Raw genomic sequence first — 25,991 nt, 5'->3', positions numbered from 1 at the left:
GCAAGGGTTTTGCCGCAAGAGCCGCGCAAATGGCCGTCGGAAAACCGATGCACCGTGGCAAGCCTTTCGCGTCTTGTCGAGGCATGCCTTGCCAAGGCTGCCTCGTCTTTCTAAAGCTCTGCGCGTCCATGCAGGTACCCAGCTTGATTGACGGTTGAGGGAGGTAAAGATGGCCCCGGATGCATCCGACCCTGAGCTGCGGATCAGTGCCAGCTCCATTCGCCTGCGCAAGGGCGGCGTCCCGGTCGTCTGCCTCACCGCCTATACCTATCCCGTCGCTCGCCTGCTCGACGAGCATGTCGACCTGCTTCTGGTCGGCGACAGCGTCGCCATGGTTCTCCATGGCCACAAGACCACGCTGGGCGCCTCGCTCGAGATGATGATCGCCCATGGACAAGCGGTGATGCGAGGTTCAGCCAGGGCCTGCGTGGTGGTCGACATGCCGGCCGGAAGCTATGAGGGTTCGGCCGCGCAGGCCGTGGCCTCGGCGCGGCGGATCGCCGGCGAAACCGGTTGCCAGGCCCTCAAGCTGGAGGGCGGCGTCACCGTTGCCGGGCAAATCGCGGCGATCGTCGCTGCCGGCATTCCGGTCATGGGACATATCGGCTTGCAGCCGCAATCGGTGGAAAGCGACGGCGGCTACAGGATCAAGGGGCGGACCGAGGAGAATGTGGCGGCGCTTTATCGCGACGCCGACGCGGTCGAGAAGGCCGGCGCGTTTTCGGTGGTCATCGAAGGCACCGTCGAGACCGTCGCCGCCGACCTCACCCGGCATATTTCCATTCCAACCATCGGCATCGGCGCCAGCGGCGACTGCGACGGTCAGATCCTGGTCATCGACGACATGGTCGGCCTGACGGTCGACCGGGTGCCGAAATTCGTCAAGCAATATGCCGACCTGCGCAGCGTCATATGGCAGGCGGCAGCCAGCTATGCAGCGGAGGTGCGAAGCCGGACATTCCCCGGGCCGGGCCACGTCTTTTCCGCCGCAGCCGACAAGAACGAAGCATGAGCTGGCCTCTCGTCGTCGACAGCGTCGCCGCCCTTCGTGCGCAAATCCTTGACTGGCGTCGCGATGGCCTGAGCGTTGCCATGGTGCCGACCATGGGTGCGCTGCATGACGGCCATGTCTCGCTGATCAGGATCGCATTGGAAAAGGCCGATCGCTGTGTTGTCTCGATCTTTGTCAACCCGACGCAGTTCGCGCCGAGCGAAGACCTCGACAAATATCCGCGCCAGCTCGCCCGCGACCTCGACCGGCTGGCGGAGGCCGGCGCACAACTCGCTTTCACCCCTGGTGTGGCGGAGATGTACCCGGCCGGCTTCGCCACCAGGATCTCGGTCGGCGGGCCAGCCGCCGGGCTGGAATCGGATTTCCGACCGACCTTCTTCGACGGCGTCGCGACGGTCGTGGCAAAGCTCTTCCTGCAGGCGTCGCCCGACTATGCGGTCTTCGGTGAAAAGGATTACCAGCAGCTTTGCGTCGTCAGGCAGCTCTGCCGCGACCTCGATCTGCCGGTGGAAATCATCGGCGCGCCAACGGTACGCGGCGCACATGGCCTCGCCATGTCCTCACGCAATGCCTATCTGAGCGAAGCCGAGCTTGAGGTGGCGCGCCAGCTCAACGCCATATTGCGCCGGACGGCGGCGGCACTAGCGGCAGGCGCGGATGAAGGCAGCGCGACCGCCGAGGCCAGCCGCGCGCTCGTCAGGGCTGGCTTCGACAAAGTCGACTATGTCGCGGCGCGCGAGAGCCTGACGCTCGCCCCGTGGCGACGGAACCATGACGCACGCCTGCTCGCAGCCGCCTGGCTGGGCAAGACCCGGCTCATCGACAATGTGGAAGTTCCCTCCGCCTAAAGCGCGTCGCGTTTGGATGGATTCATGCGACGCGCTTTAAGTTCTTGTTGTTATGGATGTCGTTATCGCAAAACCGCTGCGCACTTTTGCGCGACATGCATTAGGCCAATCAGGCGACCTTGAGATCCTTCATCGCCTTCTCGTAGACATCTTTGATCGGCTTGGATACGTCTTCGGCGGCTTTCGTCGCCGCCGCCTGAAACTCCTTGCCCTGCTCGACGGTCTTTTCCACCTGCTTGCGCAAGAAGGCTGTCTGCAGTTCGATGAACTCGGAGGGCGATTTCACGGCAACCAGGGCTTCGAGGTGAGAAAAGCTGGCCTCAACGTTTGCGCGCAGTGCGGCGATCGTCTTCAGCGACAGCTCATTGCCAGCGGCCTTGGCTGTTTCGAAGGATGACCCAAGCGCCTTCTGGGTCGCCTCGGCGCCGGTCGCCAATTTCGATAAGGCTTCTTTCGACTGCTCGACGCCCTTTTCGGCGACAGCGCGGAACTGATCGGTTGCCTCGGTCGGGACTTCTGCGTTCTCGATGATTTCAGCAGTTTTATCGGCGGACTTGGTCATAGTTTCCATCCTTTGCGGTGGCGACCTTGTAGAAAAGCCATCTCGTTCATCTAGCAGCCCTGACGTTACGGCATCTGTAGTGCATTGCAATATTTTTGTGCGTCGCACCATGCCTTTTTTGCCTCAGCGTTAGCCACCTGCTGAATTCATGCCTGCAGGCGTGTTTTGCGGACGACAGCTGAAAAAGTATTCAGGCAAGAATTGCAGAACAGCGGCCGCTTCAAGCGCGCCTGTCCGATACACGGTTCGGCCCGGCGAATTACGGTGACAGTGCACCTTTTTTCCCCGCCTGCGGCGTTTCCCGATTCACGGCTTTTCCGGTTGCTCGGCAATCCGATCCAGAAGTGCTGCGCTGACCACCGGCCAGCACAGCCGCGCAAACAGGGGAAAAAGTGAACTGTCACCCAAATTCCAATCTGCATATTTTTTCAGACCTTTGTGGACGACATCTTCAGAATCCAAGCTACCAAGTCGGCTCCGTTACAATTCGGCCAAAATCATGGTGCGGTCCTGTGCGCTCCAGGAGCGCAGCATCAATGCTCGACTGGAAAGACAACGATTTCTGGCGTGGATCCCCAATCTTGAAACCGGCACATGTCGAGCGGCTGCTCCCCTATTTGTTCCTGCTTGCATTGATCTGCATCGCGGTCGCCTACCGGCCGCTCCTGCCTGTCGATGAAACGCGATATCTCAGCGTCACCTGGGAAATGTATCTGAGCGGACAAATCTTCGTTCCGACGATGAATTTCGCGCCCTATCTGCAAAAACCGCCGCTGCTGTTCTGGCTTATCGATCTGGCCTGGGACATTTTCGGCGTAAGCCGGGTTGCCGCGATGCTCGTCATCTTCGTCGCCTCGTCGCTCGTCATCTGGCTGACGACGCGTCTGGCAAAAACCCTCTTTCCCGGGCGCGACGACATCGTAAGCCGTGTCCCCTGGGTCGTCGCCGGAAGCACCGTCTTCGTCATTTATTCGACGCTGATCCTGTTCGACATGCTGCTGACGGTCTTCGTGCTCGCCGCGCTTTTGTCGTTGCTTGCCTTTGCCACAAGCGGCAACCGTTGGCACGCCGTGCTGGCGGGCCTGTTCATCGGACTGGGTGTTTTGACGAAAGGCCCGGTGGTGTTCATCCATGTCGGTGCCCCCGTCCTGCTCTATCCGTTCTGGCGCGATCGGCAGGCCGGGCTGGCGACGCCGAAATTCTTCGCCGGGGCAGGTCTGGCAATTCTCGCTGCATTGATCCCGGTGGCGATCTGGCTGGTGCCGGCGACCATCCAGACGAAAGGCAACTTCATCTACGACCTTGTCTGGAACCAGTCGGCAGGGCGTGTCACCGGCAAGCTGCACAACTCCCATGGCCGGCCGTTCTATTTCTATGTCGTGCTGCTGCCGATCATGCTTATACCGTGGATCTTCATATCCGAAGTGTGGCGGCTGAAGCTGGGCGCCCGGATACGTGGCCTGATCGACGCGAGGTCGCCGGACCTGCGCGCGCTGCGCCTGCTGTCGTTCTCGTTCGTCGCGGTTTTACTGGTTTTCAGCGCGATATCCGGCAAGCAGCCTCACTATGTGGTGCCGATGCTGCCATTTGCGACCATCCTGTTCGGGTATTTCATGGCGGAGATTCCCCTCGCGAGGCTCAGAAACTCGGCCTTCGCCCTGCTCGCCATTTTCGGCATCGGTCATGCCGTAGCATCAGGGACCGCTTTCAAACGCGAAGATCTCATGCCGCTGGCCAACTTCATCGACGGGCGAAAGAATGCCGACTGGGCTGTCGCCTTCGATTACCAGGACGAGGTCGGCTTCCTCGCCCGGTTGCAGAGGCCGTTCGAAAGCACCGACAATCCCGAGGAATGGCTGCGCTCGCATCCTGGCGGCTATGTCATCGACAAATCAAAAGACCCTGGGACGTCGGAGCAAATCGCTTTCCGCCTTCACGTCGAGCGAGGCTATCTTGTCGTCCTTAGGGGACAACATTGACGGCGCCGCAACCGACCGGCGCTGCCCGTAAAACGCAACTGACTGCGACATATCCGGGCAGACAAATCTATCCGATCGCCTTCTCGAGAATCAGCGCCGGCAACCCTGAACCACCGCCACAGTCAGCGGTGTTGCCCGCGGGCAAAAACCCTTTCGAGCGGTAGAAGGCGACGGCCGAAGCGTTTGCCTCTTCAACTTCGACACGCAGCGTCCGCGCCTCCGGAAAGCTGGCCTCGACCTCTTCCAGCAGCGCCTGGCCGATCCCTTGCCTCTGGCAGGCTGGATGCACGTAGAGCTGGTTCAGCGTGACGATCTTCGCATCGGTGGTGGCTGCGGCGAAAGCCATACCGCCGATGCGGTTGCCGTCGTCTGCGACCAGGAATTCGGAATTCGGTCGTGTCAGCCGCGCCTGGAGCGAGGCGATCGAATGCCATTCGTCAGTGATCTCGGTGACTTTGGCCGCACCATAGATGGCGTCATAGGTGGCGTGCCAGGTTTCGACCAGCAACGTGCGGACCGCGGCAAGATCGCGCTCGCCGGCGGTTCGGACGAACATCATCCTATTCGATCCCGAGCTTGGCCTTGACGAGGTCGTTGACCGCTTGCGGGTTGGCCTTGCCGCCTGTCGCCTTCATCACCTGGCCGACGAACCAGCCGGCCATGGTCGGCTTGGCGCGCGCCTGCTCGACCTTGTCCGGATTGGCTGATATCACCTCATCGACCGCCTTTTCGATGGCGCCGGTGTCGGTCACCTGCTTCATGCCGCGGCTTTCGACCAGCTGGCGCGGATCGCCGCCTTCGCTCCAGACGATCTCGAACAGATCCTTGGCGATCTTGCCGGAGATGGTGCCCTCCTTGATCAAGTCGATGACCGCGCCGAGCTGAGCGGGCGAAACCGGAGCATTTTCAATGCCCTTGCCGGCTCTGTTCAACGCACCCAGCAGATCGTTGATGACCCAGTTGGCGGCGAGCTTGCCGTCGCGACCAGCGGCCACCTTCTCGAAATAGTCGGCGACCGCCTTTTCCGACACCAGGATCGAGGCGTCGTAGGTCGACAGGCCGAGCGAGGAGATCAGCCGCGCCTTCTTGGCGTCGGGCAGTTCAGGCAGATCCTTTGCCAGCGCTTCGACATAGGCCTGGTCGAATTCCAGCGGCAGAAGGTCGGGATCCGGGAAATAGCGGTAGTCGTGCGCTTCTTCCTTGGAACGCATCGAGCGCGTCTCGCCCTTGTTGGGGTCGAACAGCCGCGTCTCCTGGTCGATCTTGCCGCCGTCCTCGAGGATCGCGATCTGGCGGCGCGCCTCGTAGTCGATGGCCTGGCCGATGAAGCGGATCGAGTTGACGTTCTTGATCTCGCAGCGCGTGCCGAATTCGCCGCCGGGCCTGCGCACCGAGACGTTGACGTCGGCGCGCAGCGAACCTTCGTCCATATTGCCGTCGCAAGTGCCGAGATAGCGCACGATGGTGCGCAGCTTGGTGACATAGGCCTTGGCCTCGTCGGCGGAGCGCATATCGGGTTTGGAGACGATCTCCATCAGCGCCACGCCGGAGCGGTTGAGGTCGACATAGGACATCGTCGCATGCTGGTCATGCATCGACTTGCCGGCATCCTGCTCCAGGTGCAGGCGCTCGATGCCGACCTCGATATCCTCGAACTCGCCCTGCCGGTCCGGGCCGACGGAGACGATCACCTTGCCCTCGCCGACGATCGGCTGCTTGAACTGCGAAATCTGGTAGCCCTGCGGCAGGTCGGGATAAAAATAGTTTTTCCGGTCGAATACCGACTTGTGGTTGATCTCGGCCTTCAGTCCGAGGCCGGTGCGGATTGCCTGCTTGACGCATTCCTCGTTGATGACCGGCAGCATGCCCGGCATCGCCGCATCGACGAGGCTGACATTGGCGTTTGGCGGCGCACCGAAAGCTGTCGAGGCGCCGGAGAACAGCTTGGCTTGCGAGGTCACCTGCGCGTGCACCTCGAGGCCGATGATGATCTCCCAGTCGCCGGTGGCGCCTGATATCAGGCGTTTGGCGTCGGGCGTGCGGGTGTCGATGAGGGTCATAATGGCCTGCGAGTTATCGGTGAAGGAATTCACTTCTCAACGTGAATTCCGTCACGTCGGACGTGAAAGTCACTCGCTAGTGCAAACCACAAAAAGAGACAAGCGCAAAGCCGAAGCTGGGGCTTCACGTCGAATCCCGCCGAAACGCCATGTCAGGCCGTCGCGATGTAGGCCCTGATCTCCGCGGCCTCGCGCTCGACATCCTCGATGCGCCGCTTGACCACATCGCCTATCGATACGATGCCGTCGAGCAGGCCGTCCTTTTCCACCGGCAGATGGCGGAAACGGCCACTGGTCATGATCTCCATGACCTCGTTGACGGTGTGGTTCTCATTGCAGATCTTCACCTTGGGCGTCATCGCCGAACGCACCGCGATATCGAGTGCGGCGGCTCCTTCCCTGGCGAGGACCCGCACGACATCGCGCTCGGAAAGAATGCCGACGATCTTGTGATCGCCATTGGTGATGACCAGCGCACCGATCCTGTGTTCAGCCAGGATACGAATGGCCTCGCTCAGCTTTTCGTTCGGCCCGAGCGTCAATACGTCGTGGCCTTTCTGCTCGAGAATTGCCTTAACAGTCATGGCGTCCTCCTCAGTTTACTTGCCGGTTTCCTGCCCTGACCGGCTTTCGATAGTGCCAGACATCGTGCGCCGCGATCGATTGCTTTTCAAGTGCGGCGTCTTAATGCGCGTCGCATGTCGTTGTCCCAAAACCGCTGCGCACTTTTGGGCGACATGCTTCAGGCCATGAACTCATCCGCCTGCTGCCGCCGATCGAAAGCGCGCAGGCCGAAGAAGCCGGCGACGAAACCGCCGATATGGGCCTCCCAGGCGATCTGGCTGTCGATGCCGGGCGCGAAGGCAACGAGGCCGGTGGCGAGATTGATCACCATCCAGATGGCAAGAAAAGTCACAACGCCGCGCGAGCGGAACACCGCCGCCATCGGCAGCGGCGCGCCGGCGAAGGCGGCTTTGCCGGACGAGCGGTCGGTGCGGAAGCCAAAGCGGGCGGCGGCCCCCATCATGCCGGAAATCGCACCCGATGCGCCGACCAGCGGCGCCTGGCCGAGTGGATGCACGGCCCAGTACAGCACCACCGCCGCCAGCCCCGTCGCCGCGAAGAACAGGCTGAAACGAAGCGCGCCGAAGCGGTTCGCCAGCGGTGAGCCGAAAGCCGCCAGCCACACCATGTTGACGGCAAGATGAGCAAAGCCGCCATGCAGGAAGGCATAGGTGAAGGGGCTCGAAAACGCGTAGAAATCGAGGTCGAAGCGACCGGAATAGCGGATCGGAATGAAGGCGGTCCGGATCAGCAGGGAGAAATCCTGGTCCTCAGTGAGCCAGTAGAACCGGATCAGGTGAACGACGACGCAGATGCCGATCAGCGCCAGCACAACAGGCGGCATGTTGAATACCGGCTCGCGGCGCGGCTCCGGCTCGCGGCCGACAGGTCCGCCCTGTTCGATTTCCGATGGGCTTGCTGGTTCGCTCATATGGCTCGCACTCAGTCGCTGGATTCGACTTCGCGAGCATGTAGATCACGGTCACCCGATTCACAAAGGGGCGAATCGCCCCACGCAAATCAAAGCTGGGCGAATCAAAATTGGCGCGAATCAAAAAGAAGCCGTCCAAGGTTGCCCTTGAACGGCCGGACGAGCCCCCATGCTCCCCCAAACTCTTGACTGAACTGCTGCCGATCGCTGCGAAACGACCGCTTCTGGAGTGGTTTCAGCGTGCCACGGGCGTGGGCGGGGCGCAACGTAAACCACTTGTTAACCTTAACGACCCCGACCCGTGAACAAGTGTTAACGATGCTGGCACGCATCCTGCTCCGCAACGCATGTAGGTCCTCGGAGGGCGCCCTTCTGTTCACCGATGGGACATCAGACGACAGATTGCGCGGAGCAGCACAGCATGAACCAGAACGGATCGATCACGCTGTTCCATTATTGGAACCGGCTGCGTGACGGGCGCCCTGCCCCGAAGCGTTCGGAAGTCGAGCCAGCCGACATCAAGTCGCTGCTGGCCGACACCTTCATCCTGGAAAAGGATACGCGCGGCGAAGCGGTATTCCGGCTCGCCGGCACCAGGCTTTGCGCGGTCTATGGCCGTGAACTCAAGGGGTTTTCCTTTCCCTCGCTGTGGCGCGAGAAGGACCAGCGGCTTGTCTCAAAACTGATCCACGGCGTCTTCGATCAGAAATCCGTGGTGCTCATCACCTATGAAGGTTTCAGTCGCACCGACCGCTCCAGCAAGTTCGAGCTGCTCGCCCTGCCGCTCGACGGCGGCGTCGAAAATCCGCGCTGCCTCGGCGTGATAAGCGCCGCTGAAAAACCCTTCTGGCTGGGCGCAGATCCGATCGCCGACGCCCTGATCGATTCGATCCGTGTCGTCGATCCGGAGAATGAACCGACATTCGCCAAGAACCGGCCGGCCATCGACGTTCCTTCGCTTGTCCCGTCGGAACTCGATCCGCCCCAGACGATTTCGGCGCTCGGCCAGGCGCGCCGCATCCGCCATCTGGTTGTGTTCGACGGCGGGCGCGGTGAATAATCCAGAACGATAAAGTAGCGGGGCCAGGCTTTCCCGTTTGTTAACCTGCTTTGCTATAGCTTTCTGACGAAGTTCCTCGCATCAACGCGCGGAATGCCAAACGGGGTGTAGGCAGTCATGAGGTCAGCGGCGGTCGACACCGCGCCGTCCCGAGCTGAAAGGCGTAACTTTCAGCGCGTCCGCGTGAAGATCTACGGGCGCTTCATGCTGGAGGATCGCACCGAACATCCGTGCCAGGTGGTCGACATGTCGCCGGGCAATGTGGCGCTTCGCACCGAGCGGATCGGCATGCCGGGCGAGAAAGTCATCGCCTATATCGATCACATCGGCCGCATCGAAGGCGTCGTCACCCGCATCTTGCAGGATGGTTTCGCGATGACGGTCATCGCGTCGGAACGCAAGAAGGACAAGCTTGCAGCGCAATTGACCTGGCTTGCCAACAAGCACGAGCTCGATCTGCCGGAAGACCGTCGTCACGAACGCGTGGCGCCGCGCAATCCGACCAGCGTGCTTCAGCTCAGTGACGGGCGCCAGTACCAGTGCCGCATCATCGACCTGTCGCTTTCGGGCGCCGCGGTCGAGATTGACGTCAAGCCGGCAATCGGCATCCAGGTCATGCTCGGCACGATGCGCGGCCAGGTGGTGCGCCATTTCGAGGACGGCGTCGCCATCGAGTTCGCCGTCATCCAGCGGCCCGAAACGCTCGATTCCGAATTCAACGCATCCGGCACCTGACAAACAGCAAACCGGCCCATTTCTCAGGGCAATCGCTTCAGACAAACGATGGCGTCCAACTGGCGTGAAGGCGATCAGCTGTCGATGTCGCCTCAAGCGATTGTCCGATCCCTTTCAGCCGGTTTTTTTGTCGACCTGCATTGACCGACACGGCTCCCGCGAAAATCGCCTGAACAATTTTATACTGAAATGATTCAAATTTTATGTTTATTCTATAGGCGTTTTACTTAATGTCTACTTCGTGCCTTTGCGTCGAATAAATCCAATCGTGTCATTGTCTCCTCAAACGGGGAGACTGGACGATGAAGAAGACGAGGGGCAAGCTGTTGCTCTTGGCAATGGCGATGCAGCTTACCGCCTGGGGAACGGCGTACGCAGCGGGACCTGCCTTCATGCACACCGGCAGCCGCACCACACAGCCGGTCGGCCATTACGAGTTCTGCCAGAAGATTCCGCAGGAATGCAATCAGCGGACGCCGAAGCAGGCGCCGATCGAGCTGACCCGCAAGCTGTGGGCGAAGATCGTGAGCATCAACAATTCGGTCAACAGCAAGATCGCGCCACACACCGACATGGAACTGTGGGGCAAGGAAGAAGTCTGGTCCTATCCCAACAGCGGCTTCGGCGACTGCGAGGACTATGCGCTGGAAAAGCGCCGCGCGTTGATGAGCATCGGCGTTCCGGCCGGCGACCTGCTGATGACGGTTGCGCGCCAGCCGAACGGAGACGGCCACGCGGTGCTGACCGTGCGCACCAGCCTCGGAGAGTTCATCCTCGACAATCTCGAAACCAGGGTGCTGTCCTGGATCGCCACCGACTACACCTACCTGAAGCGCCAATCGAGCCAGAATTCGGGCGCTTGGGTAACGATCAACGACGGCCGCTCCGACGCGGTCGCCAGCGTCCGCTAAGGACGCGATGCAAAAACCCGGTCGAGTCCCCACCCTCCCCGTCCCCACGACCGGGTTTTAGGAGCCGGCCCCGTCCCCGGGCCGGCTCCACCTTTTCAGGGGGGAGACCCGAAGAAGCCCCGATAGCAGAACTCGACTTGAGCGTCGCCAAATTTTGAAGTATTGAAAGAATCGTGGAGACGTTCTCTTGTTCGTCTGGGAGCCGTAATTGGTGACTGTATGGAAGCCGATCTCAATTTCGGCATCTACCGCTTTAATACTGCGGAGTGGCACTCTTACGGGTGCCGTCTAGTGCGAGGGCTTGTCCCTTCTGAATAAGGAGCAATCGCTTACAGGTTGCTGCACATCCGCTTCATGTTGATGAAGCAAAAGGATGTGTGAAATGAATAATTCAAACAAATTAGCAAAACTCAGAACCGTGCAGGCCGAGAAGCAAAATTGGCGATGCTTCTACTGCGGTTTTCGGATGTGGGATGGAGACCTGACGCTGTTTTCAGAGCGTTATCATCTCCCTGTTGGATCGCTCAGCCGCTTCCGCTGCACCGCGGAACATCTGAACCCCCGGATGGACGGCGGCGAGGACAGACAAGAGAACCTTGTTGCGGCGTGCAAGTTTTGCAATCTAACCCGGCATCGAATGGGTAAAGTGCTATCGCCGGCCACATACCAGCGGCACGTCCGAAAGCGAGTAACGGCCCGGAAATGGCATCCGCTCACGTGTCACCACTTGTTGAAATGATGTAGCGTCAGACGATCCATCGGAAGGCCACGGCCGCTACGGACATCGGAACAGAGCCAGAAACACTTGGCTCGGTCCAGCTTTCCAAGGGTATTGACCGATGCAGTATGAACCATCAAGTCAACCTCCGGATCGCTGCGATGTTGGAAATCCCGGAAGATCGATGCGAGCGCCACCGCCTGTTCAAGGCCATCGATGACGCGTTCAAGGCGGGCGACTTCGAGGCCCTCGGTGTGGCTCTCGGCGGCTCACCCTGCTGGTTCGACGAGCAGATGCCTTTTGAACTCGGCCTTGGGCATCCACTGGAATATGCGATCTATTGGAGCTCCACCGCTTTCATCTCGACCTTACTGGATGCGGGCTCGGACCCGAACTATCACCACCACGGCGGTTTTCCGGCAATAATTGCGGCACTCTCCACCGACCGGGCTGACAGACTGGAAATCGTCCGGATCCTGATCGATGGTGGCGCAGACCTCAACATGCGGGGCGTAAACGACTGGACGCCGCTTCACTATGCGGTCGCCATCCGTAGCGTCGATGCCATTCGCCTGCTATTGGCGGCGGGCGCCGACCCATCGCTCGAAACCCGCATCGACGACTATACGACAGCCCTAGAGGACGCCGACAATGCCGGCTTTGAAGCCGGCGCTTCGTTGCTGCGCGATGCGATGACCAGGCGCGGCTCCAATGGACGGTGAGTTGTGCGACGATGCCAGTGAACCGTATAGCCGAAGATATGAGCAAGGCTGGCCTCAGGCCTTCGTCAGCCCCGCCTTGAAGCGTTTGCCGTTGGCGACGTAGTGCGCGGCCGAAGCGCGCAGCCTGGCGACCGCAGCATCGTCCAGCTCTCGCATAAAACGCGCGGGCGAGCCGATGATCAGCGAATTGTCGGGGAATTCCTTGCCTTCGGTGACCAGGGCGCCGGCGCCGACCAGCGAGTTCTTGCCGATTTTCGCGCCGTTCAGCACGATGGCGCCCATGCCGATCAGGCTGTTGTCGCCGATCGTGCAGCCATGCAGCAAGGCACGATGGCCGATCGTGCAGCCTTGTCCGATGGTCAGGGGAAAACCGGCATCGGTATGCATGACCGTATGTTCCTGCACATTGGTGTCGGCGCCGATAACGATCGGCTCGTTGTCGCCTCGGATGACGACGCCGAACCAGAAGCCGGCGTTGCGGCCGACCCTGATATCGCCGACCAGGATGGCATCCGGCGCGATCCAGTTGCTGTCCGCGTCCTCGAAACCGGGCGCCCTTCTGTCGATCGCATAGAGCGGCATTTTTCGCCTCCGAATCGTCTCACACTAAACGTTCGCAGAGCCTAGAAGCGTGCACGCCCGGGATGCAATGTCGATCAGCACGACGCCCAATGCCAACGCCCAGATCGTCGCGGCGCAACCGCAGGAGATCAGCGCCGGGGCAGAAATGCGGCCTTGCCGCCAGGCGTCGAGCGCTTCGTTGGCGAACATCAAGGGTCCGGCGCACGCCGTCGCGTAGAGCGAGCGCAGCACATGCGCCGGCGACACATAGGGTTCGACGAAGGCAAGCCGGCGGCCTGATATCAGCTCCATAGCCGATCCGGCCAGGCCGCACGCCGTCAGCCCAACCATAAAAGCAAAGAGCGTGTGTTCGACCGGACCCATCTTTACCTTCCATTTACCATGAAATCGCACAGTCGTGTTCGACAGGCGCGTTGCAAGAGCCGTGCCGCGCCACATGTGCCGCTCAAGGACACCCCAAGGGGGATGCACATGGGACATCTCGGAACAGACGGCCGAAATTGGGGATCGCGATGAAGCAGGCAGCCACCGCCAACGGTCCGCAACTCACCGTCGTCGATTCCAAGCTGATGAAGCGAGTGTTCTACGTGTTCGCGGGGCTGGCAATGCTTTCGGTGGCGATCAGCCTTGGCGGCAAATGGCTCGGCCGGTCGATCGCCATGGCCGGATACACCGACGACACGACAATCCACGAGCTGGTGCTCGGCAACAATGTCATCGCCGTACCGGCCAATGTCATCCGCTTCGACCAGGCCCGGCGCGACGGCATCGCCTCGCGCCTCGACCTCTATCTGCGCTATCCCGAGATGGACGGCTACGGCGAGGCCGCCCGCGACGATTTCAACCACACCGGATCGAGCAAGAGGATTATCTTTCTGTCGTTCGAACGACAGGTCATGTCGCGTGACATGAGCGGGCGCTTCGCGCCGATCTACAGCGCCCTGATTGTCCAGCCCGGCACGCCTGGCCCGGGCGGCACGACGCTTCACGGCTTCAGTGAAAAATCAGGCTATTTCAACGAGGTGCTGGCGGTCGCCGATCGCCGGGGCAAGGATCCGTTCGTGGCCCGCTGCCTGAGCGGCCCGAGTGCTGCGCAATCGCTGGCGCCCTGCGAACGCGACATTCTGGTCGGCGACAATCTCAGCCTCACCTACCGCTTTCCCATGGAATCTCTGGGTGACTGGCAGGCGCTCGACGTAGCCATCGCCGCCGAGGCTGCGCGTTTCCTGAAGACCGGGCGCTAACACGTTGTGTCTGAAGGGATCATTCGACTCGCTTTGATCGCAAACGGCGGAGATTGGCGAAAACGCCTCTCCTTTCGTCATCCTCGGGCGGAGTGGGAGCGAAGCGAACCGCGAAGACCGCTGCATTCTTCGGCCGATGTCACGGCATGGATCCCAGGATCTGCGCTCCGCTTCGCGTTCGCTTCGCCCTAGGATGACGAAGCGACGACCTGCCGCCAGCCGCGAATTCCCGGCTCAAGCCAGATCGATGTCGAGGATCGCCATCGAGAAATTATAGTCGCCGTCGTCCTCGTCCTTGAAGACGATGCCGAGGAATTCGTCGCCGACATAGACCTCGGCCGAGTCGTCCTTGCGCGGCCGCGCCTTCACTTCAAGCTTGGGGTTCTGGAAGACGCGCTTGAAATAGGCGTCCAGCTTTCTGATTTCGTCCGGCTTCAAAAGTCTTCTCCGATCGTCGGTCTTGCTCGTTTGAGCGCGCTTCTGGCACGTCGACAATGGCGATGTAAAGGCAAGCCGGCGACAGAACCGGGGTAATCGCCTCATGTCTGCGCTGCCCCTCATCGCCCTGCCGGGCACTTCTCCCGTATAGTGACGGGGAGAAGGACGCCTTTGCAAAGGATTTTCGCCAATCTCCAGTGTTGCAGAAAGGGTGCCGACGTCGCGGCCAGCCCCTTCTCCCCGTCACTATACGGGGAGAAGATGCCGGCAGGCAGATGAGGGGCGGTGCCGACATCGAAGATTGGTCTGAAGCGATTGTCCTGGCGAGAGAACCAGACGCCACGCCACCCGAGCGCACAATCGGAGTTCAGCCGTATGTCTGAGCGCCTTGACGTCAGATATCGAAGCTGACGACGTGGTCCATCGTCTGCGACGGTAAAAGCTGGTCCATCTGCCGCGAAGGCTGGTCGCAGCCGGTCTCGCCGACGACGCGGGCCGGCACGCCGGCAACCGTCTTGTTGTGCGGAACCGGCGACAGCACCACCGAGCCTGCCGCGATCTTCGAGCAATGGCCGACTTCGATGTTGCCGAGGATCTTGGCGCCGGCGCCGATCAGCACGCCATAGCGGATTTTTGGATGGCGGTCGCCGCCGGCCTTGCCGGTGCCGCCCAGCGTCACGCCGTGCAGGATCGACACGTCGTCCTCGATCACCGCCGTCTGGCCGACGACGAGGCCGGTGGCGTGGTCGAGGAAGATGCCCTTGCCGATGCGGGCGGCCGGGTTGATGTCGGTCTGGAACACCGAGGACGACCGGCTCTGCAGGTAGAGCGCGAAGTCCTGGCGGCCCTGGTTCCACAGCCAATGCGCCAGCCGGTGGGTCTGAATCGCATGAAAACCCTTGAAATAGAGCACCGGCATGATGAAGCGGTCGCAGGCCGGATCGCGGTCGTAATAGGCCTGGATGTCGACACGCACCGTCGATGCCCAGTCCTTGTCGTCGGCTGCCATCGCCTTGAACGTCTGGCGGATGAGATCGGAACCGATATCCTGATGGGCGAGCCGCTCGGCCAGCCGATGGATGACCGCCTCCTCCAGGTTCTCCTGGTTGAGAATGGTCGAATAGAGGAACGCCGCCAGCAGCGGGTCGCGGTTGACCGCCTCCATCGCTTCGTCGCGGATCGAGCGCCAGATCGGATCGATCGGCTTCACCATGGTCGGGCGGGCAATCGTAACGCTGTTCATCAATGGTCTCCGGCCGCCTAATGTCTCCGGCTTGGCGGCTTGCCTATTCCCCGGCCGCACATATAAGCCAGATCATAGCACGGTTGAACTCAATTTTCCTTAGTGCTTTGTCAAATGGATTTGGTTCACGGAAATTCAAGCGACCATGGAAAACGAACCCTTGATCGACGAACCGCTGAAGCACGAGCTTTCCGTGCTCTATCGGGCCGAAGGCCGCCATTATCACAGCCTTGCCCATATCGAGGCGATGCTGGCGCTGGCCGACGACTATCGGGCATCGCTGCACGATCCCGAAGCAGTCGAGGCGGCGATATGGTTCCACGACGCCATCTACGACAGCCGGGCCAAGGACAACGAGGCGAGGAGTGCCGCCCTCGCCGAGAAAAAGCTCGCCGGCCGCACGGGTGCGCAGCGCCTTGGCCGCATCACGGCAATGATCATCGCCACCGCCACGCATGAATTACCGCACTTTGACGACGAGAATGCCGTCCGCGACGCAGCGCTGTTCCTCGACATGGACCTGGCAATTCTGGGTGCAACGGCTGATGCCTTCGATGCCTATGAACAGGCGGTTCGCCGCGAATATGGCTGGGTGGAAGAGCCGATGTGGCGTGCCGGCCGCAGTGCTGTTCTGAAGAATTTCCTCGCCCGCCCGCACATCTTTCACACCGAGGAGTTCCGGCAGCGGTTCGAGGCTCAGGCTCGGCAAAACATGGCGCGCTCGCTCACAGCGCTCGGGCTAAGCTGAATCCGGACAGGCCTGGTTTCGGAAAAGCGTACATACGCTGTGCACCGATGCGCTCACAGCGGATTTTCGGCATAGAACTCCAGCACCCTCTGCTTGAAGGTCTTGTCGCCGACGGCCAGCATGTGGTCGCGGCCCTCGATGTGAAAAGCCCTGGCGTTCGGCATCAAGGCGGCCAGTTCGTCGGGCGAACCGCCGATATCGTCCTTGGTGCCGACGGCGATCAATGTCGGCTGGGCAATGCGCGCAATGTCGGCCTCTGCCAGCAATTCCCGCGAGGTGGCAATACAGGCGGCCAGCGCCCGGCGGTCGCTGCAGGTCTGGTCGGCGAAGGCGCGAAACGAGCGGCCGCGCGGATGGCTGGTGATATCGGGATCGTCGGCGAGAAGGGCGGCGGCGATCGGATCCCAGTCGCCGACGCCGTCGACCATGCCGACGCCGAGACCGCCGAAGACCAGCGTCGCCACCTTGTCCGGATCGGAAAGCGCCAGGAACGCCGATATCCGCGCGCCCATCGAATAGCCCATGACATGGGCACGTTCGATGCCGAGATAGTTCAGCAACGCTGCCCCGTCGGAAGCCATTTTTGCGGGAGTATAGTCGGCCTCTTCATAGCTCTTCGACGAGGCGCCATGGCCGCGATTGTCGAAGGCAATGGCGCGGTAGCCGGCATCGTTCAGCGCCTTGAACCAGCCGGGCGACACCCAGTTGACGTAATGGGTCGAGGCAAAGCCATGGATCATGAGCACCGGATCGCCCTGCCCCGATGCCGGCTGGCGGTCGAGGAAGGCCAGATCAAAACCGTCATGGGAGAAAAACTGCATCTGCGACGGATCCTGCGCGTTCAGTTGTGCGCAGTGCCGATTGCCGGGTGGCGCAACAAGTCGCCATCCTCTATGCCGCCCCTGGCGGCAGTGCCCGCCTTGAGCTCCAGCACGAAGCGAACCGGCTCGCCGGGCGAGATCATCGCCTCGGATTGCGGCTCGCCTTGCTTGATCGCCCGGATCTTGCCGTCCTGACCGACAAAGATCAGGTCGAGCGGCATCGGCGTGTTCTTCATCCAGAAGCTCACATCCCGAGGCTCCTCGAACACGAACAGCATGCCATGATCGTCGGCCATCTCCTCGCGAAACATCAGGCCGGCCTCACGTTCGGCGGAGGTGTCGGCGATTTCGATCGAGAAAGAGCGTTCGCCGGCTTTCGTCACCGCGACCAGCGGCCGCGGGTCGACGGCAAGGATCATCGCCCGGCTGTCTGCCGAAGCCGGTTGCTGCGAATGGAAGAAAGCGCCTGTCGCAATAACAAAAGCCATCGCGGCGCAGACTACGCCCGTTGTCAGCCAGTTCCTGTGAGTCATGCAAAATCCTCGGCCGGAAATCGCCTAGTGCGAGACCGGCAAGGTACCCATATCCGGGTGAATTTCGGCAGCCATAAGGCCTTTGTCGCCGCGCCCGAAGCGGACCAGCACGACCTGCCCCGGCCTGAGCTCGGTAATGCCGTAGCGGCGCAGCGTCTCCATATGGACGAAAATGTCTTCGGTGCCCTCGCCCCGGGTCAGAAAACCGAACCCCTTGGTCCGGTTGAACCATTTCACCAGCGCCCGTTCGAGACCGCTTTCCGGCGTCACCGAGACGTTGGTGCGCTGCTCCTGCATCTCCGCCGGATGGGTCGCCGTGGTGAGATCCATGGAGAGCACGCGGAACGCCTGCAATCCGCGCTCACCTTGCTTGACCAGGCAGACGACGCGCGCACCTTCCAAGGCGGTCTGGAAACCGTCTTTTCGAAGACATGTCACATGTAGGAGAATATCGCCGGAAGAGCCGTCATCGGGAAGAATGAAACCGTAGCCCTTGGCTACGTCGAACCATTTGATGGCGCCCGCAACCTCGACAAGATCGGCAGCGTCGCCGCTCTCGTCCCTTTGCAAGGCGTCGTGACCGGTTCCGTCCCGCCCCATGAAAGAGGCTTTTTCCCCCATAAGAACGCCCCCCTTTTTCCAAAAATACCGCAACTGATTCTTGACGTTAGATTAACACTGCCGCTTCCGGTGTGTGCAAGACCTGACGTGCCTTTTTTCACGGTTCGTTGCAGGAAATACCGGATTGTTTGCCGGCGCGACCGGCTATCGGGAATTGCCCTTTGGCCGGGTGGCCCCTATGTTCCGCCGCAGCACAACATTTTCGAGGAAATCACATGCGCTACCTCCACACGATGGTCCGTGTCGCCGACATCGATGCATCGCTTAATTTCTACTGCAACAAGCTTGGCCTCAAGGAAGTGCGCCGCCACGAAAACGAACAGGGGCGCTACACGCTGATCTTCCTCGCCGCGCCTGAGGACGAGCAAAGCGGCATCGCCGACAAGGCGCCGTTGATCGAACTCACCTACAATTGGGATCCGGAAGACTACAAGGGCGGCCGCAATTTCGGCCACCTCGCCTACGAGGTCGACGACATCTACGCCACCTGCCAGCGGCTGATGGACAGGGGCGTCACCATCAACCGGCCGCCGCGCGACGGCAACATGGCCTTCGTCAAATCGCCGGACGGCATCTCGATCGAGCTTTTGCAGAAAGGCCCGGCAAAGGCCAAGGCCGAGCCCTGGGCGTCGATGGCGAACACCGGAAGCTGGTAAACATCACAAGATCGAGAGCGGGTACGACCAAGCCGGACATTTTATGGCGTTTGTCGAGATCGCGACTATCTGTCCGGCAATCGCGCCTGCTTCCGAAATTGGCGCATCTTGCCTCAGGAGAAATCCATTCATGCCGACCAGCCATGTCGATGTCGTCACCGAACATGCGAGCCGCTATCTGCAGCAGCTCTGCAAGCACTGGGCGCACAAGTTTCCCGTCGAGTTCGATCCGAACCACGGCACCATCGATCTCTCACAGGGCCGCACGGTTCTGGATGCCGATCCGGCAGCGCTGCATATCGCGGTAACCGCTGACGAAGCCGGCTCGCTGGAGCGCCTGGAAACGGTTGTCGCCGACCACATCAAACGCTTCGCTTTCCGCGAAGAGCTGACGTTCGACTGGAAAAGGGCTTCGGCAGCGTAGGCGACCACGTTTCAGCCGCTTCGGCCGGCCAACTCCAGCAGCTTCAGCACCGTGCGCCAGTTGCGAGCGGTGCCGGGCACCTTCAGCGTGCGCGGGATGAGGTGGGCAAACACCGATTTGCCGAGGCCTTCCGGTGCATGCAGGTAAAGCACGTCGCCCCTGATCTCGAACCGTTCGGGACCTGTGCATTTTTCGGCCAGCCGCGCGACCTCGTCGGCGGTCGAAGCGCGCTCCAGCGCATAGGCGTGGAGCTTCGTCGGCTCCCCGGCAACTTCCGGATAGGGATTGTCCGCCACCAGCCGCTCGAACCAGCCGAGATCGCGCACCATGATGCGCGAGTGAAATCCCCATTTCTTCTCGAAGGCCGTTTCCAGCTGTTTGGCCAGCGTGGCCGTGTCGCCCTTTGCCGAACGGAACACGACGTTGCCGCTCTGCACATAGGTGGCGACGTTGCGAAAGCCGAGCTCCTCGAAGAACGACCGGAGTTCGGCCATCTTGACGATGCGGTTGCCGCCGACATTGATGCCGGAAAACAATGCAACGAATATCTTCGCCCGGGCACTCATATTCGGGCGCTCATATGATGAACCCGGCGAGCGTCTCGTTGTCGGTGATGTCCTGATACTGGACGCCCTCGGCTTCGAAATTCGCGTTGAGCAGATCGAAATTGCGGCGGTCCTTGGTTTCGATGCCGATCAGCACCGAACCGAAATTGCGCGCTGATTTCTTCAGATATTCGAAGCGGGCGATGTCGTCGTCGGGCCCCAGCAATTCGAGGAAGTCGCGCAGCGCGCCCGGCCGCTGCGGAAAGCGGATGATGAAGTACTTCTTCAGCCCCTCGAAACGCAGCGCCCTTTCCTTCACGTCCGGCAGCCGCTCGAAATCGAAATTGCCGCCGGAAACCACCGCGACGATGGTCTTGCCCCTGATTTCCTTCTTCGAAAAATCCTTGAGCGCGTCGATCGCCAGTGCGCCGGCTGGCTCCAGCACCACGCCTTCGACGTTCAGCATCTCGATCATGGTCGCGCAGAGCCGGTTTTCCGGGATCAGCCGCACGGCCTCAGTGGCAAACTCCCTGAGATGGCGCAACGGCTCGCGGCCGATCTCGGCCACCGCCGCGCCGTCGACGAAATTGTCGACCTTGGCGAGCTTGATGCGCTTGCCGGTGGCGAGGCTCTCGCTCAGGCTTGGCGCTCCGGCCGGTTCGCAGAAGACGAAGCGCGTGTCGCGGCGCTGGTCGGCGAAATAATGCGTCACACCGGCTGCCAGACCGCCGCCGCCGACCGGCAGCATGATGATGTCTGGCATGCGCGCGCCCGGCATCTGGCCTGATATCTCGTAGGCGACGGTCGCCTGCCCCTCGATGATGTCCTTGTGGTCGAATGGTGGCACCATGTGCGCGCCGGCACTTTCGGTGAATTCGAAGGCAGCGCGGTAGCAGTCGTCGAAAAAGTCGCCGACCAGCCTGATCTCGACGAACTCGCCACCGAACAGCCGCGTCTTGTCGATCTTCTGCTGTGGCGTCGTCACCGGCATGAACACGACGCCCTTTTTGCCGAAATGACGGCAGACGAAGGCAAAGCCCTGCGCATGGTTGCCGGCGGAAGCGCAGACGAACAGCTCGGCATCGTTGCCGGCGTCGAGCGCCTTGCGAAAGAAGTTGAAGGCGCCCCTGATCTTGTAGGAGCGCACCGGCGACAGGTCCTCGCGCTTCAGCAGCACGCGCGCCCCGGTCTTCTTCGACAGATAATCGTTTTCCTGCAGCGGCGTTTCCGGGAAAATCTGGCGGATCGCGGCGGCAGCGGCAGCGACACGGGAGGAGAAACTGGTCATGGCAAGATCACCCGGATCGTCTGTGGTCTTCGCGTGCGATTGGTGGTCACGAAGTTAGCATACGCCGTACGTGTTTGATCAGGGCAATCGTTCTGGCTTTCGCGCAACAGTGCGATGGCCGTCGCGAGGCGCTGAGCGCATTTCGGCGGGATATGACTTACTTCTGCCGCACTTCGGCTGTCCGGGAGGGTTCGCGGAGGTTGGATAGGCCTTTCGGCCGGAGTGGAATTCTAGAGTTGAAGAAGATTTGTATCCTTGCCCTTGCCTTGCTTGTTGCCGGCTGTGGCGGCCGGCAGACCGAGGAACTGCTCGGCAGCGCCATGGTGTCCGCGCCGGTGACGGACATCGCCGGCAACCACAGCATCTTCATCGCCACGACGCGCAAGCGCTCCGACGATCCCAGCAAGGTTTTCGACCGTGAGCGCTCGGCCACGCTGAACTATGCCCGCGTCAACGTCACCGTGCCGGGGACCCACGAAACCGGTCAGATCGAGCGGCGCTCGCGCGGCAAGTCGAACGACCCGGCCAAATACTTCATGGCCTCCGACGTCGTCGGCTACGACACCGCGCCGAAATTCTCCAGCGCGCTCAGCACCGACATCGCCGCGCGCGGCGGCCGCGTCATGGTCTTCGTCCATGGCTACAACACCGGCTTCGACGCCGCCGTCTATCGCGTCACCCAGATCGCCCATGATTCCGGCTACCCGGGCACGCCGGTGCTGTTTTCCTGGGCGTCGGGCGCCAAGACCAGGGACTATGTCTACGACCGGGAAAGCGCCAGTGCTGCCCGCGACCAGCTGGAAGTGACGCTGAGGATGCTCGCGCAGACCGGCGCGCGACGCATCGACATCGTCGCGCACTCGCTGGGAACCTGGGTCACCATGGAAGCGCTGCGCCAGCTCGCCATCAACGGCGACCGCGATCTCGGCGGCAAGCTCGGCGACGTCGTGCTGGCCTCGCCCGATATCGATGTCGATGTGTTCAAGAGCCAGATGCGCCGCTACGGCAAGCCGAACAAGCCATTCATCCTGCTTTTGTCCGACGACGACCGGGCGCTGCGGCTCTCCGGCCTGATCGCCGGCTCGCGGCCGCGTGTCGGCGACTACAAGAACGCCGCCGACCTCGCCGACTATGGCGTGAGCGTCGTCGATCTTTCCAACGTCAAGGGATCGGACCGTTTCAACCACACCAAATTCGCCGACAACCCCGAGCTGGTGAAGATGATCGGCCAGCGGCTGCGCGAGGATGACGGATTTGCCAGCGACCGCGAGGTGACCGACCGCATCAGCCTGCTCGGAGAGTAGGTGCGTTCCACGCCCCGTTCCACAGGCTTTCGTTGTGTGTGTTCACGGTTGCGGCACCGTCACAACACTTTCAACTGGACCAGGCCGGGCTCTGGCTTTATCGACGTCACCAGCTTGACGTCCCCCTTGCGGGAGCCTGCGTGACCGTACGTTCGAAGATTTTTCTCGTCGTTGCGCTCGCGCTCGCTGTTGCCGGATGCGCCGGCCGGAAGACACACGACCTTCTAAACACGACGGCTGTGACTGTGCCTGCCTCCGACATCGCGGCCACGCATGAGATATTCGTCGCCACCACCCGCAAGAAAGCCACGAAAGATCCGCGGCAGGTGTTCGACGGTGACCGTTCACCGACCACCAGCTTTGCCAGCGTCGAGGTCACCGTTCCGAAGGTCCATCAGGTCGGCGCCATCGAGCGGGTCAGGGGCTCCGCCAACAGCAATCCGGCGAAGGACTTCACGGCAACCGAGGTCGAATTCTACGAAGGCGCCCCGCAATTCGCCAAGGCGGTCGGCGCCGACATCGCCATGCGCGGCGACCGCGCGCTGGTTTTCGTGCACGGCTTCAACAACGGTTTCGACGACGGCATCTACCGGCTGACAGAGATCGCGCACGACACGAAATATCCCGGCACGCCGGTGCTGTTCTCATGGGCGTCGAGCGGCAAGACCACGGGCTATATCTACGACAAGGAAAGCGCCAACGCTGCGCGCGACGATCTCGAAGAGACGCTGCGCATGCTGGCCAAGACGAGGGCCAAGAGCATCGACATCATCGCCCATTCGATGGCACCTGGGTGACGATGGAGGCGCTGCGCCAGCTTGCCATTACCGGCGACCGCGATCTCAGCGACAAGCTCGGCTATGTCATCCTGGCCTCGCCCGACATCGATGTCGATGTGTTCAAGAAGCAGATGATCCGCTATGGCAAGCCCGACAAGCCTTTCGCCATCCTGCTTTCGGGCGACGATCGCGCCCTCAGGTTGTCCTCCCTGATCTCCGGCGACAAGCCGCGCGTCGGCGACTACGGCGACGCGGCCGACCTCGCCAGCTACGGCGTTTCGGTGGTCGACCTGAGCAAGACCAAAGGCGGCGACCGTCTGAACCACGCCAAGTTCGCCGACAACCCGTTCCTGGTGCAGTTGCTCGGCGACCGGCTGCGCGCGCCGGCCGGCCTGGCATCAGACGAGGTCAATCCGGCGCAGCCGATCGACAATCTCGGCCAGGGCATCAGCAAGGCCGTCGGCTCCGTCGCCGAGATCGTCATCACCACACCGTTCAAGGTGCTGACCATCGCCACCGGCGGATGATTGACGCGGGGCTCGCCCTTGGTCGTCGTCAGACGAACAGGTCGACCTTCTGGAATGTCGTCACGTCGATCAGGCCGACGTCGGAAATCCTCAGTTCCGGGATGACGACCAGCGCCAGCAGCGAGTGCTGCATGTAGGCGTTGTTCAGCGAACAGCCCATCTGGCGCATTGCCTCGGTCAGCTTGTCGGCCTTGGCGGCGACGATTTCGGCGCGCTCGTCCGACATCAGCCCGGCGATCGGCATTTTGACCAGCGCCAGCTCCTTGCCCTTGGAGAACAGCACGACGCCACCACCGACCTCGCCGAGCCGGTTGACCGCCAATGCCATGTCCTGCTTGCTGGTGCCGACGACGATGATGTGGTGCGCATCATGCGCCACGCTGGAGGCCATGGCGCAGTCGCTCATATAGCCGAAGCCGGAGACGAAGGCGTTGGTGACGCCGCCCGTGCCCCTGTGGCGCTCGACCAGCGCGATCTGGCAGATGTCGTTGCGGCGGTCCATAGCGACCAGCCCGTCCTCGACCGGAAGATCGGCCTCGAGCGCGCGCGTCGGCGCCTGGTTCTCGATCACGCCGATGACCCGCACCCGCACCTCGTTGGCGCCGATGGGCGCGATGATGTCGAAATCCCCTGCTTTGAGCTTCTTGCCGAGCTTAACGGTGTTCTTCGCCGTCTTTGGATAGTTATAGGCCGGAATGTCGATGTCGAGCTTGCCGCCCTTGGCCAGCCTGACGCCGCGGCCATAGACCTCATCGATGGTCATTGCGGCCAGATCGGAGACGATCAGCAGATCGGCAAGCCGCCCCGGCGCGATCGAACCCAGCTCGCGCTCCAGCCTGAAATGCTGGGCGGTGTTGAGCGTCGCCATCTGGATCGCCGTCACCGGCTTCAGCCCCTGGCTGATGGCGTGCCGGACCACCCGGTCCATATGGCCTTCATGGACAAGTGTGCCGGAATGGCTGTCGTCGGTGCACAGGATGAAGTTGCGCGGGTCGAGCCCGCTCTCCGTCACCGCCTTGATCTGCGAGGCGACGTCGTACCAGGCCGAGCCCAGCCTCAGCATCGCCTTCATGCCCTGGCGGACGCGGGCGATGGCGTCCTCGGCGCGCGTGCCTTCGTGGTCGTCCTCGGGTCCGCCGGCGACATAGCCGTGGAACGGCAGGCCGAGATCGCGGGAGGCATAATGGCCGCCGACGGTCTTGCCCGCCCTCACCGTCGCGGCGATCTCGCCCGCCATCACCGGATCGTTAGCCGCCACACCGGGAAAGTTCATAACCTCGCCAAGCCCGATGATGTTTTCCCACGCCATCGCCTCGGCGACATCGGCGACCGTCAGCTCGGCGCCGGCATGCTCCAGCCCCGGTGCGGAGGGCACGCAGGACGGCATCTGCACTAACACGTTGATCGGCATGGCGACGGCCTCGTCATGCATCAGCCGCACACCCGGAAGGCCGAGCACATTGGCGATCTCGTGCGGGTCGATGAACATCGAGGTGGTGCCATGCGGGATGACCGCGCGGCAGAACTCCGTCACCGTTAGCATGCCGCTCTCGACATGCATATGCGCGTCGCAAAGGCCCGGCACCAGATAGCGCCCGCCAGCGTCGACCACCTTGGTGCCCTGGCCGATGGCGTGGCCGGCATTCGGCCCGCAATAGGCGAAGCGGCCGCCGGCAATGGCAATGTCGGTGCCGGCGATGATCTCGCCGGAATGAACGTTGACCCAGCGCCCGTTGCGGATGACGAGATCGGCGGGCCTCCTGCCCATCGCGACGTCGACCAGATGCGTGGCCGCCTCGGCCCAGGGTTTTGGTTTCGTCGCATTCGCGGTCTTCACCATGAGAGACTCCTGTTTTCCCGACTGTGCCAAGCCGATGGCGTTTTGGCCAGCGAGATCAGCGGATTGCTTGAGCGCTCCTCGGCCTTCACAATGACCGCGATTTTCGAGTCTCGTCGCGAGCTCGCGATTCGTTGCTTTGTGACGGCATCTATGCTATTGATTTCGGCATGGTGCTGATTTGCGCCAACGACCCGCCGCCGAGGCGGGTTTTTTGTTTCAGGCGCCATCCACGGCAAAGTGCCCAACCGGAATACGATTCCGTTTGCGGCAAAAGCAGGTTGCCCCTCGTTAGCGGA

29 protein-coding genes and 1 pseudogene are annotated in these 25,991 nt (G+C 61.7%); 14 read left to right on the top strand and 16 right to left on the bottom strand.

The window, feature by feature from the left end:
• Window positions 1-169 precede the first annotated feature (169 nt).
• Both panB and panC read left to right on the top strand, forming a co-directional pair.
• Window positions 170-1,012, top strand: a complete 843-nt coding sequence (gene panB, locus NKH36_RS18115) for a 3-methyl-2-oxobutanoate hydroxymethyltransferase (protein ID WP_352963698.1) — start codon at window positions 170-172, stop codon at window positions 1,010-1,012.
• A complete protein-coding gene (gene panC, locus NKH36_RS18110; RefSeq protein ID WP_352963695.1) occupies window positions 1,009-1,860 on the top strand; it encodes a pantoate--beta-alanine ligase in 852 nt (283 codons plus the stop codon). Before panB ends, panC begins: the two co-directional genes overlap by 4 nt.
• A 109-nt stretch (window positions 1,861-1,969) precedes the next feature.
• On the opposite strand, the gene NKH36_RS18105 is transcribed toward panC, so the two are convergent.
• Entirely contained in the window at window positions 1,970-2,422 is a 453-nt protein-coding gene (locus tag NKH36_RS18105; RefSeq protein WP_352963693.1) for a phasin, read from the bottom strand.
• Between the two features lie 306 nt (window positions 2,423-2,728).
• Complete coding sequence (locus NKH36_RS18100) at window positions 2,729-2,884, bottom strand: hypothetical protein (RefSeq protein ID WP_352963690.1); 156 nt, start codon at window positions 2,882-2,884, stop codon at window positions 2,729-2,731.
• A gap of 74 nt (window positions 2,885-2,958) precedes the next feature.
• On the opposite strand from NKH36_RS18100, the gene NKH36_RS18095 reads away from it, so the two are divergent.
• Entirely contained in the window at window positions 2,959-4,401 is a 1,443-nt protein-coding gene (locus NKH36_RS18095) for an ArnT family glycosyltransferase (RefSeq protein WP_352963687.1), read from the top strand.
• A 67-nt stretch (window positions 4,402-4,468) separates the two neighbouring features.
• Here NKH36_RS18095 and NKH36_RS18090 read toward each other — a convergent pair whose 3' ends face one another.
• From NKH36_RS18090 to NKH36_RS18075, 4 genes are all read right to left on the bottom strand, one after another.
• On the bottom strand, window positions 4,469-4,957 hold the full coding sequence (locus tag NKH36_RS18090; protein WP_352963749.1) for a GNAT family N-acetyltransferase: 489 nt from the start codon (window positions 4,955-4,957) through the stop codon (window positions 4,469-4,471).
• Between the two features lie 4 nt (window positions 4,958-4,961).
• On the bottom strand, window positions 4,962-6,461 hold the full coding sequence (gene gatB / locus NKH36_RS18085) for an Asp-tRNA(Asn)/Glu-tRNA(Gln) amidotransferase subunit GatB (RefSeq protein WP_352963685.1): 1,500 nt from the start codon (window positions 6,459-6,461) through the stop codon (window positions 4,962-4,964).
• Between the two features lie 152 nt (window positions 6,462-6,613).
• Window positions 6,614-7,045 (bottom strand): CBS domain-containing protein, encoded by a 432-nt coding sequence (locus tag NKH36_RS18080; protein ID WP_023798170.1) that lies wholly within the window; start codon window positions 7,043-7,045, stop codon window positions 6,614-6,616.
• Window positions 7,046-7,203: 158 nt separating this feature from the next.
• On the bottom strand, window positions 7,204-7,956 hold the full coding sequence (locus NKH36_RS18075; protein ID WP_352963682.1) for a rhomboid family intramembrane serine protease: 753 nt from the start codon (window positions 7,954-7,956) through the stop codon (window positions 7,204-7,206).
• A gap of 421 nt (window positions 7,957-8,377) precedes the next feature.
• Between NKH36_RS18075 and NKH36_RS18070 the strand changes: the two genes are divergently transcribed.
• The 5 genes from NKH36_RS18070 to NKH36_RS18050 all read left to right on the top strand — a co-directional run bounded on the left by NKH36_RS18070 (window position 8,378) and on the right by NKH36_RS18050 (window position 12,102).
• Complete coding sequence (locus tag NKH36_RS18070) at window positions 8,378-9,016, top strand: PAS domain-containing protein (protein ID WP_352963680.1); 639 nt, start codon at window positions 8,378-8,380, stop codon at window positions 9,014-9,016.
• 117 nt (window positions 9,017-9,133) lie between these two features.
• A complete protein-coding gene (locus NKH36_RS18065) occupies window positions 9,134-9,751 on the top strand; it encodes a PilZ domain-containing protein (RefSeq protein ID WP_095492016.1) in 618 nt (205 codons plus the stop codon).
• Between the two features lie 302 nt (window positions 9,752-10,053).
• The gene (locus tag NKH36_RS18060) at window positions 10,054-10,662 is read left to right on the top strand and encodes a transglutaminase-like cysteine peptidase (RefSeq protein WP_352963677.1); all 609 of its coding nucleotides are present in this window, start codon (window positions 10,054-10,056) and stop codon (window positions 10,660-10,662) included.
• Between the two features lie 373 nt (window positions 10,663-11,035).
• Entirely contained in the window at window positions 11,036-11,401 is a 366-nt protein-coding gene (locus NKH36_RS18055) for an HNH endonuclease (RefSeq protein ID WP_352963674.1), read from the top strand.
• Window positions 11,402-11,541: 140 nt separating this feature from the next.
• Window positions 11,542-12,102 carry an ankyrin repeat domain-containing protein gene (locus tag NKH36_RS18050; RefSeq protein WP_352962488.1) on the top strand — a complete coding sequence of 187 codons (561 nt, stop codon included), beginning with the start codon at window positions 11,542-11,544 and terminating at the stop codon, window positions 12,100-12,102.
• Window positions 12,103-12,156: 54 nt separating this feature from the next.
• On the opposite strand, the gene NKH36_RS18045 is transcribed toward NKH36_RS18050, so the two are convergent.
• On the bottom strand, window positions 12,157-12,684 hold the full coding sequence (locus NKH36_RS18045; protein ID WP_352962491.1) for a gamma carbonic anhydrase family protein: 528 nt from the start codon (window positions 12,682-12,684) through the stop codon (window positions 12,157-12,159).
• Window positions 12,685-12,708: 24 nt separating this feature from the next.
• Entirely contained in the window at window positions 12,709-13,047 is a 339-nt protein-coding gene (locus tag NKH36_RS18040; protein ID WP_352962494.1) for a DUF6949 family protein, read from the bottom strand.
• 149 nt (window positions 13,048-13,196) lie between these two features.
• Here NKH36_RS18040 and NKH36_RS18035 point away from each other — a divergent pair, with 149 nt between their 5' ends.
• Complete coding sequence (locus tag NKH36_RS18035; RefSeq protein WP_352963670.1) at window positions 13,197-13,928, top strand: hypothetical protein; 732 nt, start codon at window positions 13,197-13,199, stop codon at window positions 13,926-13,928.
• A 234-nt stretch (window positions 13,929-14,162) separates the two neighbouring features.
• Here NKH36_RS18035 and NKH36_RS18030 read toward each other — a convergent pair whose 3' ends face one another.
• Both NKH36_RS18030 and cysE read right to left on the bottom strand, forming a co-directional pair.
• Complete coding sequence (locus NKH36_RS18030) at window positions 14,163-14,366, bottom strand: DUF3126 family protein (protein WP_013531334.1); 204 nt, start codon at window positions 14,364-14,366, stop codon at window positions 14,163-14,165.
• 394 nt (window positions 14,367-14,760) lie between these two features.
• Window positions 14,761-15,609: a serine O-acetyltransferase gene (cysE, locus tag NKH36_RS18025; protein WP_352962500.1), complete on the bottom strand. Its 849-nt coding sequence runs from the start codon at window positions 15,607-15,609 to the stop codon at window positions 14,761-14,763.
• A gap of 145 nt (window positions 15,610-15,754) precedes the next feature.
• Between cysE and NKH36_RS18020 the strand changes: the two genes are divergently transcribed.
• A complete protein-coding gene (locus tag NKH36_RS18020) occupies window positions 15,755-16,357 on the top strand; it encodes an HD domain-containing protein (RefSeq protein WP_352962502.1) in 603 nt (200 codons plus the stop codon).
• A gap of 53 nt (window positions 16,358-16,410) precedes the next feature.
• Here NKH36_RS18020 and NKH36_RS18015 read toward each other — a convergent pair whose 3' ends face one another.
• From NKH36_RS18015 to NKH36_RS18005, 3 genes are read right to left on the bottom strand one after another with little or no spacing between them, the layout of a single operon-like run.
• Complete coding sequence (locus tag NKH36_RS18015; RefSeq protein WP_352962505.1) at window positions 16,411-17,178, bottom strand: alpha/beta fold hydrolase; 768 nt, start codon at window positions 17,176-17,178, stop codon at window positions 16,411-16,413.
• 20 nt (window positions 17,179-17,198) lie between these two features.
• Entirely contained in the window at window positions 17,199-17,711 is a 513-nt protein-coding gene (locus NKH36_RS18010; RefSeq protein ID WP_352962508.1) for a DUF192 domain-containing protein, read from the bottom strand.
• Between the two features lie 24 nt (window positions 17,712-17,735).
• Window positions 17,736-18,332, bottom strand: coding sequence for a cold-shock protein (locus NKH36_RS18005; RefSeq protein ID WP_502912061.1), 597 nt, complete (start codon window positions 18,330-18,332; stop codon window positions 17,736-17,738).
• Window positions 18,333-18,547: 215 nt separating this feature from the next.
• Between NKH36_RS18005 and gloA the strand changes: the two genes are divergently transcribed.
• Window positions 18,548-18,988 carry a lactoylglutathione lyase gene (gene gloA / locus NKH36_RS18000; protein WP_352962514.1) on the top strand — a complete coding sequence of 147 codons (441 nt, stop codon included), beginning with the start codon at window positions 18,548-18,550 and terminating at the stop codon, window positions 18,986-18,988.
• A 130-nt stretch (window positions 18,989-19,118) separates the two neighbouring features.
• Complete coding sequence (locus NKH36_RS17995) at window positions 19,119-19,412, top strand: DUF2218 domain-containing protein (protein WP_352962516.1); 294 nt, start codon at window positions 19,119-19,121, stop codon at window positions 19,410-19,412.
• Window positions 19,413-19,423: 11 nt separating this feature from the next.
• Here NKH36_RS17995 and NKH36_RS17990 read toward each other — a convergent pair whose 3' ends face one another.
• Together NKH36_RS17990 and ilvA are read right to left on the bottom strand one after the other, a co-directional pair.
• A complete protein-coding gene (locus NKH36_RS17990; protein ID WP_352962519.1) occupies window positions 19,424-19,978 on the bottom strand; it encodes a DUF1697 domain-containing protein in 555 nt (184 codons plus the stop codon).
• 10 nt (window positions 19,979-19,988) lie between these two features.
• Window positions 19,989-21,245, bottom strand: a complete 1,257-nt coding sequence (gene ilvA / locus NKH36_RS17985; protein WP_352962522.1) for a threonine ammonia-lyase IlvA — start codon at window positions 21,243-21,245, stop codon at window positions 19,989-19,991.
• A 236-nt stretch (window positions 21,246-21,481) separates the two neighbouring features.
• Here ilvA and NKH36_RS17980 point away from each other — a divergent pair, with 236 nt between their 5' ends.
• Window positions 21,482-22,549 (top strand): alpha/beta hydrolase, encoded by a 1,068-nt coding sequence (locus NKH36_RS17980; protein ID WP_352963663.1) that lies wholly within the window; start codon window positions 21,482-21,484, stop codon window positions 22,547-22,549.
• Between the two features lie 140 nt (window positions 22,550-22,689).
• Window positions 22,690-23,855 (top strand): annotated as a pseudogene (locus tag NKH36_RS17975) (alpha/beta hydrolase).
• Window positions 23,856-23,883: 28 nt separating this feature from the next.
• Here NKH36_RS17975 and ade read toward each other — a convergent pair.
• Window positions 23,884-25,695 (bottom strand): adenine deaminase, encoded by a 1,812-nt coding sequence (gene ade, locus NKH36_RS17970; protein WP_352962528.1) that lies wholly within the window; start codon window positions 25,693-25,695, stop codon window positions 23,884-23,886.
• Window positions 25,696-25,991 lie beyond the last annotated feature (296 nt).

Source organism: Mesorhizobium sp. M1312 (assembly GCF_040318115.1).
In the GTDB taxonomy this organism is placed as follows: Bacteria; Pseudomonadota; Alphaproteobacteria; order Rhizobiales; family Rhizobiaceae; genus Mesorhizobium.
The sequence above is the reverse complement of the archived record's forward strand: the minus strand, read 5'-3'. Positions and strand labels throughout refer to the sequence as shown.